Origin of the sequence: Halosolutus gelatinilyticus (genome assembly GCF_023028105.1) — an archaeon.
GTDB classification, from domain to species: Archaea; Halobacteriota; Halobacteria; order Halobacteriales; family Natrialbaceae; genus Halosolutus; species Halosolutus gelatinilyticus.
Genome location: NZ_CP095491.1, coordinates 2,270,922 through 2,284,554, shown reverse-complemented (window position 1 = coordinate 2,284,554; position 13,633 = coordinate 2,270,922). Strand labels below are relative to the sequence as shown.

Sequence of the window (13,633 nt, the reverse complement as noted above, 5' to 3'; positions counted from 1 at the left end):
CGGAGGGTCAGTACCGCGATCCGGTCGCCCGGTTCGCCGCGAGGAGCACCCCGACGAAGACGAGCAAGGCGACGAGGAAGCCGAAGGAGACGGGCCAGCCGAAGCGGTCCGCCAGGAGGCCGACGACGACCGACCCCGCCGACGCGACGATCATGTACACCGTTCGGATGAGGCCGAAGCCGACGCTGCGCTCGTCCTCGGAGAGGTGGTCCATGAACCGCGGCACGACGGCGGCAGCCCAGCCCATGCTCAGCGCGAGCAATCCCGTCGCGAGGGCGATCGAGCCGAACCCGGGGCCGACGACGAACAGCGAGATGCCGACGATCCCGGTCACCGTACACAGCCCGATCGCGGCGTCGCGGCCGATCCGATCGGCGATCGAACCGACGCCGACCTGAAGGAACCCCTGCGCGACGAAGTAGGCGGCGAAGATCGCGGCGGCGGTCGACGCGGAGTAGCCCCGGAAGTCGACGAGGAACGTCGGCAGGAACGTCGCCAGCCCCTGCCAGGTGAAGTCGTTCACGATAGCGATCAGGCCGGTGTAGACGATCGCCGGCCGGGTTAGCAACTCCTTCATCGGCCCCGGATCGACGCGATCGCGCATGCGCTCGTCGGGCCGTCGCGGCTCCGTTGAGCGGACCTTCCACGCGAACAGGACGAACGCCGGCACGGCGACGACGGCGATGATCCTGACGGCGCGCCGCCAGCCGTACCTGGCCGCGACCCAGGCGACGACGATCGGCGTCAGGAGCCCCGCGATCGGCGCGCCGGCGTTGTGGACGCCGACCGCGGTGCCGAGGTCGTCGTAGATCCGCGCCAGCAACGACGTCGCGACGCTGTAGTGCAGGCCGGCCGCCGCGCCGACGAGGATCGCGCCGAGGAAGAAGACGGCGAAGTGGGGCGCGAAGACGAGCAGGAGGCTCGTGGCGCCCGTTCCGCCGATCGACGCGAGGATGACGCGGCGCTCGCCGTACCGATCGGCCAACATCCCGCTGGGGTACTGGCTGATCGCGTACGACAGCCACATTCCCGTCATCGCCATCCCGACGAGCGTTTTCGAGACGCCGAACGCGTCGATGATGTTCGGGACGACCGGACTCACCGCCAGCCGACCGACCATCGTCACGAAGAAGGCCAGAGTGCAGAGTGCGAGCACCGTTTCCCGGTACCGCCACGCCGTCCGTTCCATCCGGTTCTGCGAGGGGCTTCCCCCGTCGCCGGAATATACCTGTCGAACAGGGCGACAGTATCCGGTTGCGTGAGGTTCCCGCCGTCCGCGCGAGTCGACGGGTTGCTGGCGGGGATTTCGGTTCTCGATCGCCGCTCGCGTCCGTGGGCGCACGGGAACGGGTCCGCCCGCTCGATCGGCGAATTCTCCGCCCGCGATCCTGTAAAGAGTAGCGACAGAACCTCTAGCGGCGATCCCAACGGTGGTTTACAACCGTGGCGTCCGTGGCGAGACACGAAATGAAAGACGGGGACGAAGGCGGACGCGATTCGCGGCGGTTGTCCCGGCGCGCGGTTCTCCGAGCGACGAGCGGAGCGGTCGCGGCGTCGGCCATCGGCGTCAGGTCCGTCCGGGCCGATCCGGACGCTGACGGGGGCGGCGGTGGCGCCCGACGGGCGCAGTTCGATCGGCGCTGTCCCGACGCGACCCCGGAACCGAGCCACGGCTACTGCGCGGGGGCGAGCCTGAACGGGTGTGCGGACGACCACGAGGTGACGATCGACCTCCGCGAAGCGGTCCGCGAGACGCTCACCGACCGCTATCCGGACGCCGGCGCGCTGCTCGACGCCGGATTCAAGCCGTACTTCGACACGATCGGCGGGGACAGCGGCTACTCCCACTGGCTGAGCACCGAGTACATTGGCGACGACGCGCTCCTCGATCCCGATCGACCCGAGTCAGTCCTCGTCGACGACGAGTCCTGGCGATCGATCGGCGTCATGTTCATCGCAACGCGAGGCGGCGACCCGGTCTCGCCGCCGCCGGTCGTCTACGACGAGGACGCCGGCGTCACCTACGAGGACGAACTGGCGCCGGCGGATCCGGAGCCGGCGACCGAACCCGGCGGACGCGACGGCGAACAGAGTGCGAACGGCGGCAACGGAGATCACGACCACAGCGGCCCCGACGGACCGGAGAACCTGTGTTCGCCGTGGCACTACCACGCCGGCCTCCCGGGCCGGTTCGCCTGGTGGTACTATCGGCAAGTCTACGAACGGCGTTTCGAGGAGGGCGACATCCGGTTTCCCTGCCGGACCCCCTGCATGCTGCACGTCTGGACCGTCGACCACCCGGAGAGCGTCTACGCGCACGGCGCGCCGCCGCCCGAGTACCGCGAGCAAGAGCCCGCGGCCACAGCCGGTTTTGAAACGGACGCGACCCCCGGCGAGGACGTCCTCGGCTGGGACGCGCTGCCGGAGAACCTCACGCCCGATCGGTTACCCGACGACGTCTCGCTACCGGGTGTCTGAGCCGATCGGTGCGGCTCACGCCTCGGGGTCGGCGGCGTCGAGCCACCCCCACGCGGACAGCGCGGCGAGGATGCGATCGACGGCCTCCGGGACGGTGCGGTCGTCGGTGTCGATCTCGAGCGCGGCCTCGGGGTCGGCGAACTCCCGGTAGATCACGTGGACGCCCCGCTCGTCGATCGGGTCCGCCCGCGATCGGTTTCGCTCGAGGCAGGTTTCGAGACTCGCCGCGACGTGAACGAACCGGACATCATCGAGGGTTCGAAACCGGGTCTGCCACTTCTGCCGGTAAAACGTACCGTCGACGAGGTGGATCGCGGGTTCGTCCTCGCGCCCGGACGCGGCCTCGGTCTCGACCGCGCTCGCGATCCGATCGAAGAGTTGCTCGTACGTCCGACTCGAGAAGTCGTCCGAGTGGTAGAGTTGGACGGGGACGTCTCGACGGACGAGTCGCTCCCGAACCCGGGTCGCGATCGTCGTCTTGCCCGCGCCGGGCGGCCCGCAGATGACGAGGATCACGGCCGTCGTCGGGGACGAACGCCTAACAATCGTCGGATCGAGCGGCGGCCCACGGCGGTGCCGGCCCGGGCTTTATCGACGTGCTCGTGGTAGTACGGGTATGCTCTCTCGCGTTCTCGTGCCGATGGACGGCTCCGAGTTGTCCGAGCGCGCGCTCGAGTACGCCCTCGAGAACCACCCGGACGCGTCGATAACCGTCCTCACCGTGGTCGGCGAACCCTCGATCATGATGGGCGAGGCGATGAGCATCGCCTTCGAGGACAACATCGAAGACGCGGCCAAAGACCGCGCCAGGGGAGTCCTCGATCGGGCGCGCGAACTGGCGGACGACCACGACGCGGAAGTCGACACCGCCATCTCGGTCGGCCGGCCGGGCCGGGCGATCGTCGACCGCGCGGCGGACTACGACGCGGTCGTGATCGGAAGCCACGGAAGTGACGTGGTCGGGCGGCTGTTCGTCGGCGACGTCGCGGACGTCGTGTTCCGGCGATCGCCGGTCCCGGTGACGGTCGTCCGGTAGTCGGCCGCCGAAGACGATCGCCGCGGCGATCGAATCGCGGGGCCCAGACGGTGACGTTTAACTAACGCCGTCGCACAGCGGTGTGTATGGTCGACGGGCAGTCGGTCCGGCGCTCGCTCCCCGAGAACTGGCGAGTGGTGCTCTCGATGCGGGCGTCGATCGTCCTCGCGCTGACGGTCGCCCTGCTCTCGGTCGCGACGGCGATCATCAACATCGGGACTAACGCCGTCGACGCGCAGTTCGCGTCGTACGTTCCTGAGGCCATCCAGAGCGCCGCCAGTTTCACCGGCGCGCTCACCGGCTTCCTGATGGTCGGCAGCGCGCTCGCGCTCCGACGCGGCCTTCGCGCGGGCTGGTGGGCGACCCTGCTGTTGCTCCCGCTGACCGCCGCCCAGGGGTTCCTGCAGGGGAGCCGGTACTCGGCGCCGCTGATCGTCGTCTCGCTCGTGACGATCCCGGTGTTGCTGCTCAGCCGGAAGCGCTTCACCAAGTCGCTCTCGCTCACCACCACCCAGATCGCCGCCGGGGCCGCGCTGATCGGCGTCCAGCTCTACGGCACGATCGGCGGCTACGCGCTTCGCGAGGAGTTCGACGGGATCAACACCATCCTCGACGCCTTCTACTTCACGCTGATCACGTCGAGCACGGTCGGCTACGGCGACATCACGCCGAATCAGTCGTCGACGCGCGCGATGCTGTTTACGATGTCCGTGCTCGTCCTCGGCGTGGCCAGCTTCGGTATCGCCATCGGCGCTCTCGTCGGCCCCGCCATCCAGGCCAGAATCTCGAAGACGCTCGGAAAGATGACCGACTCACAGCTCGAACTGCTCGAGGACCACCTCATCGTCCTCGGCTACGGCGAACTGACCGAACCGATCGTCGACGAACTCGCGCGCAGCGACCAGCAGTTCGTCGTCGTAACGCCCGACCGCGAGGTGACGACGCGACTTACCGAAGAAGGAATCCTCGTCATCGCGGCTAACCCCAGCGACGAGGACCCGCTCCGCCGCGCGAAGATCGATCGGGCTACGGCGATCGTCGTCGCCACGAACGAAGACGCCGAGGACGCGCTGGCGATCCTCACCGCCCGACAGCTCGCGCCCGCAGCCCGGATCGTCGCCGCCGCTACCGACCGCGAGAACATCACGAAGCTCGAACGCGCGGGCGCGGACACGGTCATCAGCCCGGCGCTGCTGGGCGGACACCTGCTGGTTCGATCGGCGCTCGGCAGCGACGAGTCGGACGTGGTCGATCGAATCCTGCGCGATCGGTGAGCCCCGCTACTCCGGCGGTGTGGTTTTTCGTCGGCGCGGCAATCCGTACCCGACGGCGATTCCGGCGCGGACCCGGGAAGGCGCGACCGGTCGCGGCGGCGCGCCGATCTCGACGGCCGATGGCCAACGGCCGGGGCGGCTACCGGTGGCGACCCCGGTGGACGATCGCGACGTCGCTCTCGACGTCGCTGCACTTTTCGAACGTCGGCGGCGAGACGAACCGCGAGGCGGCCGATCGATCGGTGCTCGAGCCGAGAAAGAGCACGTCGTACTGGGACGCGACCCGCGAGAGGTACGCGTCGACGGGCGCGGTGACGACGTGGGTCTCGAAGCGGCCGGTGAACGCGTCGACGAGGTCCGCGAGGGCGTTCTCGGCGGTTCGGCGGCGCGACTCGTCGTCGATGCAGGTGCAGACGCTGATCGGCCAGCCGGGGCCGGCGACCCGCAACGCGAAGTCGAGCATCGCGCGGGCGGTGTCGCCGGCGCCGCGGACGGCGACGAGTCCGTAGCGCCACCGATCGCGGTCGCCGGTCGAGCGGAACGCGATGACGTCGATCTCGCTGTCGAACAGCCCCTTGATGAACGGCGAGAGCCCGCCCCGGTCGGCTTCGGCGTACGGGGCGACGATGAGGTCGCAGTTGTTCTCGCGAGCCGTGCGGAGGACGAGGTCGGGCGATCGGCCACCGTCGACCGCGACGACGACCTCGCAGGGGACGTCGTACGTGGCTTCGAGGTCGTCCGCGAGCGATTCGAGGTCGCGAATTACGTCGCCCGCGGAGCCGGCGGCTTCGGCGCCGACGGTGGATTCGGCCCTGGCGGTGATGCGGGCTTCGAGCGCGTCGAGGGAGCGAACTCGGATCGGACCGCGGGACGATCGGTCCGCGGCGTCTTCGGTGGACTCGGCGGATGGTTCGTCGGCGACGTCGAAGAGGATGACCTTCCCGGCCTCGTGCGCCCCGGCGATCTCGGCGGCGAACCGGGCGACCGTCTCGTCGCCGTCGTGCATCGGAACGAGAACGTGATCGTCGCCGTTGGTCGTCTGGTAGAGGTACCGCGCCCGCTGCTCGTAGAAATGGCGGCGCCAGACCGCGAAGACGATCGCGACGAACGCGCTCGAGACGACGATCCCGAGCACGTACGCGATCCGCGCCTCGCCGGTGACGAGCACGAGCAACGCCGTCGAGAAGGCCGTCGGCTCCTCCAGGTCGAGCGCCCAGGTGGCGGCGCCGGTGAAGAAGACCCCCAGCCCGGCGGCGGTCGCGCTGACGCCGCCGCCGGCCAGCCCGATCGCGGCCGCGAGCGCGAGCGCGAGCCAGCCGCACAGCGCCCCCGCGGTCATCCCGCCGACGAACGTGCCCGGCTTGGCGTACCGACCCTCGGGATCGGCGAAGAGCGTGTACGTGCCGGACGCCAGCGGCGGAAACAGGAGGAAGGAGACGATCGCCGTCGCGTTCGACAGCCAGGTCACCGCGGCGATCACCAACGGGACGAAGACGAGCACCGAGAGGTGGAGGAGGTTCCCGGTGTGCTCGATCCACCGCACGAACGCGTCGAGTTCCCGCCGCTCGAGCCGTCGGAGCCGTCTGGCGAGCGCGTAGACGCGCGCTCGGACCGAGTCGCGCATACCGGTAGTGATTCGCGTACCGACGAAAACCGTTCGACTTGGCGCGAGCCGCGAGTCGGGTCTCCATCTATCCGCGGCCACCGCCGTAGGCTCGATCGCGGGGGTTTCTGCCGACGACGCAGGGCCGGAGGCGGTGTACGACCGCTACCGGGATCCACGAGTAGCGTTGGAACCGTTTGTTCGATAGTATTAGGGCCATACGGGCGTGAATGATCCGGAAAGAGATGGGCGAGCAAACCAACACGAGTTCGCTATCGGATCACCGCTTGTTCGCGATGTGTGTACTGTCAGCGGCGATCGGATTCGCCGTCTGGCAGTTTTTCTTGAGACATTTGGGTGGCGGAGTGATTTTGCCGGCGGCTATCGCTACATTTACCGTCCTGATGTTCGCCGACGGATACCGCTCGCGGTGAGTTCTGCGTGTGGTCCGGGTAACCGCGTCGGAGAGTCGCTCGAGCGAGACGGCTGCGTCCTTCGAGTTCGCGCCGCGTGAGCAGCCCGTTATCGTCGTCACTCGGGGGCGCCGTCGAGGATCTCCACGCCGCTTGAGGCGCCGATCCGCTCGGCGCCGGCGTCGAGCATGGCGATCGCCTCGTCGTAGCTTCCGACGCCGCCGCTGGCCTTGACGGGGAGGTACTCGCTCATGAGGGAAACGTCCTCGATCGTCGCACCACCATCGGCAAAGCCGGTGGAGGTCTTGACCATCGCGGCGTCGGCCGCGACGGCGGCCTCGCAGGCCCGTCGCTTTTCCTCGTCGGAAAGCAGCGCAGTCTCGATGATGACCTTGACCGGGATCGGCGCCGCCGCGACGAGTTCGGACAGTTCGGCCCGCACGACGTCGACTTCGCCCGCTTTGAGGCGGCCGACGTTGATCACGACGTCGAGTTCGTCGGCGCCGGCCTTCCAGGCGAGGACGCCCTCGCGGCGCTTGACGTCGTGGCCGTTCTGGCCGTGGGGGAAGCCGACGACCGTCGCCAGCGTCACGTCCGGCGCGTACTCCGACGCCTCCGCGACGGCGTACGGCGGGATACAGGCGTTCATCCTGTACTCGGACGCCTCGTCGAGCACCCGGCGAACGTCGGCGGGCGTCGTTTCGGGACCGAGGACCGTGTGGTCGATCAGGGGAGCGAGTTCGCTGCGATCCATAGCGGGTTGACTCCGCGCGCCGTCAAAAATCGGTCGTGTTCACACGACCGATCCGGTTACCACTACGGAACTCGAATTACGCAGCGTAGTATCCGATCGCAACCCAGGATAGCCGCCCGATCGCTTATTGCTCGCGACGTGATAGGCGAGCGCATGGAGGAGGAGCCAGCCGTCGATCCGGCCGTCGACGAGACGGCGGAGGACATCGCGACGATGGAGATCCGCGGCGCCGCGACCATCGCCGACGCGGCGGCCGACGCGCTCGCGATTCAGGCCGATCGGACCGACGCCCAGACGCCGGCGGCCTTCCGGAGCCAGCTTCGGGCCGCTGCGAAGGAACTCTACGAGACCCGCCCGACGGCGGTCAGCCTGCCGAACGCCCTCCGGTACGTTCTGCGCGGGATGGAGGGGGAGACCGTCTCCGACCTGCAGGTGTCGACGATCGAGCGCGCCGAGGAGTTCCGGACCGAACTCGAGCAGGCCCAGGATCGGCTGGGCAAGGTCGGCGCGAACCGCCTTCGCGACGGCGACGTGGTGATGACCCACTGCCACTCGACCGACGCGCTCTCGTGTATCGAGGCCGCGCTCGACGCCGGCAAGCGCGTCGAGGCGATCGTCAAGGAGACCCGACCGCGAAAGCAGGGCCACATCACGGCCCGCCAGTTGCGCGAGTGGGGTGTGCCGGTGACGCTGATCGTCGACAACGCGGCTCGGCGCTACCTGGACGACGCGGACCACGTCCTCGTCGGCGCGGACAGCATCGCCGCCGACGGCAGCGTTATCAACAAGATCGGGACGAGCGGCCTAGCCGTCAACGCGCGCGAGCGCGGCGTCCCGGTGATGGTCGCCGCCCAGACGATCAAACTCCACCCCGACACCATGACGGGTCACACCGTCGCGATCGAGATGCGCGACGAGGCCGAAGTCCTCTCGCCCGACGAACGAGCCGACATCGCCGGCGGTCCGGACGACGAAGGACTGGTCGTCGAGAACCCCGGCTTCGACGTCACGCCGCCGCGGTACGTCGACGCGATCGTCACCGAGCGCGGCCAGTATCCGCCCGAGAGCATCGTGACACTGATGCGAGAACTGTTCGGGGAGACGACCGGCGAGCCGTGGGAGACGTGAGCACGCTTTCGGTTTGAACGGTCCCGATCGTATCATCGACCAGTAACCAATCGAAACGTGTTAGTTACTGCTGTGAGCGTGTATGTGATATGGTATTACCCGAGGGATTCGCGCTCCCGCCGTGGTATTTTCTCGTGCCGCTGCTCGTCGTGCTGGCGGGGATCGTCGTGCTCCTGTGGACGCTCGATCCGCCGGTGACCGATCGAACGGTGCTCGCGTTCGCGCCGTGGATGATGTTCGGATCGACGCTGCACGTCCTCTATCAGATCGGGGCCTATCCCGACGGGATCGCCGTCCTGTTCGCCTCGCCGAGCGTCTACCTCGTGACGGCGGTCGTCGCGGGCTCGGTCTGGCTCGTCGCGACGTTCCTCTACGCCGGCGGCCTCCAGTCGTCGATCTCGCGGTTCGTCGGCATCGTCGGGACGGCGTTTTTCGCCGTGTTCGCGGCGTTCGCGATCGTCAGCCGGTGGGAAGTGGGCGCGTTCGACCCCTTCTGGCCGGTCATCGCGGTCGTCGTCGCCGGCATCGTCACCGCGGTCGCGTGGATCGCGCTGAGCCTCTGGTTCACCGAGGTCGCCGCGATCACGGGCGCCACCGGAGCGCTCGTCGTCTTCGGGCACACGCTCGACGGCGTCTCGACCGCGATCGGCTACGACGTGCTCGGTGCCCGCGAGGACGTCCCGCTCTCGGAGTTCCTGCTGGAGGCCGGCTCCAGCCTCCCGATCGCCGCGTACGTCGGCGGCGGCTGGCTATTCGTGCTCGTGAAAGTGGTGCTGGCGCTCGTCATCCTCGGGCTGTTCAGGGAGTACGTCCAGGAGGCGCCGCGACAGGCGCGGACCGTCCTCGCGCTGGTCGCCGCGGTGGGGCTCGGCCCGGGCATTCACAACGTCCTGCTGTTTACCGTAACCTAGACTTTTCCCGACGGCGGTCGTCGGTTCCGGACTAGCTGCAATGGTCTCCGTGCTCACCGCCGGTCACGTCAACTGGGACGTGACGCTCCGCCTCGATCGACTGCCGACCCCCGACGCCGAAGCCGCGATCCGATCGCAGCGCCAATCCGGCGGCGGCAGCGCCGCCAACGTCGCCGCCACCCTCGCGGGACTGGACGTCGAAACCGGGCTGATCGGCAGCGTCGGCGACGACGACAACGGACTGCTCGCGCGGCGCGAACTCGAGGAAGCCGGCGTCTCGCTCGACGGCGTTCGGATCGTCGAGGGGACGCCGACGGCCGTCAAGTACCTGCTGGTCGACGACGACGGGGAGGTCGCGGTGCTCGGCAACGACGGCATCAACGAGGCCGTCGCGCCGGACGACCTCGACGAGCGACGGATCCGGACGGCCGATCACGTCCACCTCACCGGGCAGCGACCCGACACCGCCGCCGCGATCGCGCGGATCGCCAGCGGCGCCGGCGTCACCGTCAGCTTCGATCCCGGGCGGCGGCTTGGCGACCGCGACTACGGCGAGGCGCTCGCGACGTCGGACGTCGTTTTCGCGAACGATCGCGAGGCCGAGGCGATGCTCGAGGACGAGTATCCCGGCTCGGACTTCAGCGATCGGATCGTCGTCGTCAAGTGCGGCGGCGACGGGGCGATGGTCCACACCCCGAACGGATCGTACGCCCACCCGGGGTTCGACGTCGATCCCGTCGATACCGCGGGGTCGGGCGACGCGTTCGCCGCGGGCTTCATCGCGATCATGCTCGCCGACGGACGGCGCAACGGCGCGGACGGCGGACGCGAATCCGCGCCCGGGTTCGACGTCGAGCGCGCGCTCGAGTACGCGAACGCCTGCGGCGCCCTCACGGCGGCCCAGGAAGGGGCTCGCAGCACGCCGACGCGAGCCGCGATCGAGACGTTTCTCGCCGACCACTTTTGACTGTAATTCCGCTCGATCGAGGCCGATGGCGGCGCGGGATCGATCGGGAACCGATGGTACGGGGCCGCTCCGATCGGTTCTCACCGGATGTCGTCTGACGACACATATATTGCGCGTGCCGTTGGCCACTCGACTGGATAGTCACGAACCGTGACTGAGAGAGACATGAAGGAACGAAGACGAACCGAGTCTTACGGGTGCGAGTTCAGTCGCCGTATCAGATACGAGCGACGTGAAAACGAACCGCCGAGCATCGCCGCCGCAGTCGCGCTGGCGCGGTACAGGGACGAAGACGTCACGACCGCGAGCACGCGGCTGTACGACTACGTCGATCCCGAAGCGCTCGATGCGCTCTTCGCCGACACGCATAACGGAACCACTCGATCGCCGGGAACCGTCGAGTTCGCGGTCGACGACGCCACCGTCACGATTGATACCGATCACGTGGAGGTGGGTCCGACCGGCTGAGACGATCGGAGCGAACTGATCCGGAAGACCGGATCGAGGGTCGCTGCCGCTACCGCTCGGAATCGGTCCTCGAATCTTTTTTCTCGCCGCCCGCGGAACGCGACGGTATGGCAACGCAACCGCACCTGTTGGTCGACGACGGAGAGTTGACGGACATCGCGCTCATTCCGGGCGATCCGGGCCGCGTCGATCGGATCGCCGGCCACTGTAACGAGGCGGAGACGGTCGCCCAGAACCGCGAGTACAAGGTCGTCAACGCGAGCTACGAGGGCCGGGAGCTGACGATCTGTTCGACCGGGATCGGCTGTCCGTCCGCCGCGATCGCGATCGAAGAGATGGCCAACGTCGGCGTCGAGACGTTCGTCCGCGTCGGCACCACGGGCGCGCTCCAGTCGGGGATCGAGATCGGCGACATGATCGTCGCGACCGGCGCCGCGAAGAACGAGGGGACCTCGAAGCGCTACGAAGCCGTCGAGTACCCCGCCGTCCCGGACTACGACGTGCTGTCGGCGCTCGTCGATTCGGCGGAGGCCAACGACGAGGAGGTCCACGTCGGCCCGATCGCCTCCGACGACGCCTACTACGCTGAGACCGAGTCCTACGTCGCCGACTGGGAGGCCGCGGGCATGCTGTCCGTCGAGATGGAAGCCGCGGCCGTCTTCTCGCTGGCCCGCCGGAAGGGGCTTCGCGCCGGCGCGATCTGCACCGTCGACGGCAACCTCGTCGAAGGGACGCAGAAAGGCACCGCCACCGAGGAGGACGAACTACCCGACAAGGCCAAGAACAACGTCGGCCGCGCGATCGACATCGCGCTCTCCGCCGCGACGGAACTGTAAGGCAGGGTCCGATCGGCGTTCGAGAGACCCGGCCGAACGGGTCCGATCGGTCCACGAGACCCACAGGATCATGGGATCCGCGAAACCGCGACTCGATTCTCCGACGACGTGCCGGACCCGCCGTCGGCTCGCGACAGGACCGACGACTGAGGGGACGGGCGGACGATCGGCTATCGGACCGCCGGCGCACAGCGTCGCGCCGCGATCGACGGCCGTCCGCGCCGGCGAGGCGGCAGGTTCACCCGCCAACCTCTCCGTTCACATCGCGGCCCGCGACCACTCCTCGTCCGACCCGCTCCGTTCGAACCGCGCGCCCTGCCCGCACTCGGGACAGCGGTACTGCCGGAACTCGACCTCGGTACCGATGATCGGGATCGCTTTCTCGACGCCTTCGGCTCGCAACTCCATCTCGTCCTCGCAGACGGAACACGTGGGCGTCTCCGGGTGTGGCTCGTTTTCGACGGACATCGGTTTCCCCACTGTTGTATGGTAGCATCCGACAATCCTTAGAAGTTTATGCCCGATCGCATCACTCCGGCAACCGGCCCGCCCGCTCCAAAATCACGAGCACGACGATCGTGCCCCCGAGCAGCACCGCGGCGCTGGCGAAGACCTCGTCGTAGGTGTAGTCGCGCTCGATGAAGATCCCCAGGACGGACGACCCGATCGCCTGGGTGAACATCCAGATCGAACTGAACACGGCGTAGGCGCTGCCCCGGGACGAATCCGGGAGGGTATCCAGGAGGTACGTGTCCGTGGCGGGAAACAGGGCGTGGACGACGAAGCCGACGATCGCGGTCAGCGCGATCAGCGCGAGAAAACTCTCGGCGATCGTCAGCGCGAGCAGGCACACGGAGAACGTCCCGACGATCCCGAGCATGTACGGCACCTTGGGGAGCCGATCGGCCAGGTCGCCGCCGAAGAAGAACGCGGGGACGCCCGCGGCGAAGACGATCGTGAGCATCAGCCCGGCCGCGCGATCGGACAGCCCCTTCGACTGCATGTACAGTTCGTAGAAGTTGAACACGCCCTGCCAGACGAACGACGCGACGCCGACGATCGCGAGCGCCGTTACGATGAGTCGCCACTCCGACGCGGCGCCGGCGACGAAGTCGCGATCGCCCGTCCCGGCCGCCGGCAGGTCGGTCCGCTTCGCGGCGAGCCACGTGTATACCGTCACGAGCGCCGCGCCGACGGCGATCGTCCACAGCGAGAGCCGCCAGTCGACGAAGATCGCGAGGACGAGCACGACGAACGGGGCGGCGATCACCGCGGCGACCTGGCTGGCGGCGCCGTGGATCCCCATGACGCGTCCGATGCGCTCCGGGAACAGCTCGCTGATCAGCGGGTTCGCCGACACGAAGTAGACCCCGGAGGCGATCCCCATGAGGAACGCCCCGGTCATGAGCTGCGAAACCGTCACCGAGGTCGCGGCGAGTGCCGACGAGACCGAGAGGATCGCCCCCGAGGCGAGCACGACGCGGTGTCGCGGGACCCTGGTGAGCAGCCACCCGGTGGGCAGCCGCGGCGCGGCGCTGCCGATCCACGCGAGCGTCACGATGAGCCCTGCGGTCGCCTCGCCGATCGCGAAGTCGGCGATGAAGACGTCCAGCAGCGGCGCGTAGATGATTCTCGCGAGATTGACGAGAAAGACGAGTCCACAGAGGGAGGCGAAGAGTCGAGTGCGGCCCACGATCGGTGTTTCAATCAGGCGGCCTCAAACGTTCCGAATTCCGACGGAATCACGACGGCCGAATACCACGCC

14 protein-coding genes are annotated in these 13,633 nt (G+C 68.3%); 8 read left to right on the top strand and 6 right to left on the bottom strand.

From position 1 onward, the window contains the following. Nucleotides 1-7 precede the first annotated feature (7 nt). On the bottom strand, nucleotides 8-1,189 hold the full coding sequence (locus MUH00_RS11220) for an MFS transporter (protein ID WP_246998536.1): 1,182 nt from the start codon (nucleotides 1,187-1,189) through the stop codon (nucleotides 8-10). A gap of 278 nt (nucleotides 1,190-1,467) precedes the next feature. On the opposite strand from MUH00_RS11220, the gene MUH00_RS11215 reads away from it, so the two are divergent. Next, nucleotides 1,468-2,478: a hypothetical protein gene (locus MUH00_RS11215; protein WP_246998534.1), complete on the top strand. Its 1,011-nt coding sequence runs from the start codon at nucleotides 1,468-1,470 to the stop codon at nucleotides 2,476-2,478. A gap of 15 nt (nucleotides 2,479-2,493) precedes the next feature. Here the strand turns inward: MUH00_RS11215 and MUH00_RS11210 are convergent, their stop codons facing one another. After that, nucleotides 2,494-2,994: an AAA family ATPase gene (locus tag MUH00_RS11210; protein ID WP_246998531.1), complete on the bottom strand. Its 501-nt coding sequence runs from the start codon at nucleotides 2,992-2,994 to the stop codon at nucleotides 2,494-2,496. Nucleotides 2,995-3,094: 100 nt separating this feature from the next. On the opposite strand from MUH00_RS11210, the gene MUH00_RS11205 reads away from it, so the two are divergent. Then, nucleotides 3,095-3,514, top strand: coding sequence for a universal stress protein (locus MUH00_RS11205; protein ID WP_246998529.1), 420 nt, complete (start codon nucleotides 3,095-3,097; stop codon nucleotides 3,512-3,514). Nucleotides 3,515-3,600: 86 nt separating this feature from the next. Continuing rightward, a complete protein-coding gene (locus MUH00_RS11200; RefSeq protein WP_246998528.1) occupies nucleotides 3,601-4,788 on the top strand; it encodes an NAD-binding protein in 1,188 nt (395 codons plus the stop codon). A 139-nt stretch (nucleotides 4,789-4,927) separates the two neighbouring features. Here MUH00_RS11200 and MUH00_RS11195 read toward each other — a convergent pair whose 3' ends face one another. Together MUH00_RS11195 and deoC are read right to left on the bottom strand one after the other, a co-directional pair. Beyond that, complete coding sequence (locus MUH00_RS11195; protein WP_246998526.1) at nucleotides 4,928-6,412, bottom strand: HPP family protein; 1,485 nt, start codon at nucleotides 6,410-6,412, stop codon at nucleotides 4,928-4,930. A gap of 510 nt (nucleotides 6,413-6,922) precedes the next feature. Continuing rightward, complete coding sequence (gene deoC, locus MUH00_RS11190; protein WP_246998524.1) at nucleotides 6,923-7,558, bottom strand: deoxyribose-phosphate aldolase; 636 nt, start codon at nucleotides 7,556-7,558, stop codon at nucleotides 6,923-6,925. Between the two features lie 153 nt (nucleotides 7,559-7,711). Between deoC and MUH00_RS11185 the strand changes: the two genes are divergently transcribed. The 5 genes from MUH00_RS11185 (at nucleotide 7,712) to MUH00_RS11165 (ending at nucleotide 11,868) form a co-directional block, all read left to right on the top strand. Next, nucleotides 7,712-8,686 (top strand): ribose 1,5-bisphosphate isomerase, encoded by a 975-nt coding sequence (locus MUH00_RS11185; RefSeq protein ID WP_246998522.1) that lies wholly within the window; start codon nucleotides 7,712-7,714, stop codon nucleotides 8,684-8,686. 89 nt (nucleotides 8,687-8,775) lie between these two features. Continuing rightward, nucleotides 8,776-9,597, top strand: a complete 822-nt coding sequence (locus MUH00_RS11180) for a DUF63 family protein (RefSeq protein WP_246998520.1) — start codon at nucleotides 8,776-8,778, stop codon at nucleotides 9,595-9,597. 40 nt (nucleotides 9,598-9,637) lie between these two features. Continuing rightward, complete coding sequence (locus MUH00_RS11175) at nucleotides 9,638-10,564, top strand: ATP-dependent ribose-1-phosphate kinase (protein ID WP_246998519.1); 927 nt, start codon at nucleotides 9,638-9,640, stop codon at nucleotides 10,562-10,564. Nucleotides 10,565-10,729: 165 nt separating this feature from the next. Then, on the top strand, nucleotides 10,730-11,032 hold the full coding sequence (locus tag MUH00_RS11170; protein ID WP_246998517.1) for a HalOD1 output domain-containing protein: 303 nt from the start codon (nucleotides 10,730-10,732) through the stop codon (nucleotides 11,030-11,032). 107 nt (nucleotides 11,033-11,139) lie between these two features. After that, entirely contained in the window at nucleotides 11,140-11,868 is a 729-nt protein-coding gene (locus MUH00_RS11165) for a guanosine phosphorylase (RefSeq protein ID WP_246998515.1), read from the top strand. Nucleotides 11,869-12,126: 258 nt separating this feature from the next. Here MUH00_RS11165 and MUH00_RS11160 read toward each other — a convergent pair whose 3' ends face one another. Next, entirely contained in the window at nucleotides 12,127-12,336 is a 210-nt protein-coding gene (locus tag MUH00_RS11160; protein WP_246998513.1) for a hypothetical protein, read from the bottom strand. A 61-nt stretch (nucleotides 12,337-12,397) separates the two neighbouring features. Next, nucleotides 12,398-13,561 carry an MFS transporter gene (locus MUH00_RS11155; RefSeq protein ID WP_246998511.1) on the bottom strand — a complete coding sequence of 388 codons (1,164 nt, stop codon included), beginning with the start codon at nucleotides 13,559-13,561 and terminating at the stop codon, nucleotides 12,398-12,400. Nucleotides 13,562-13,633 lie beyond the last annotated feature (72 nt).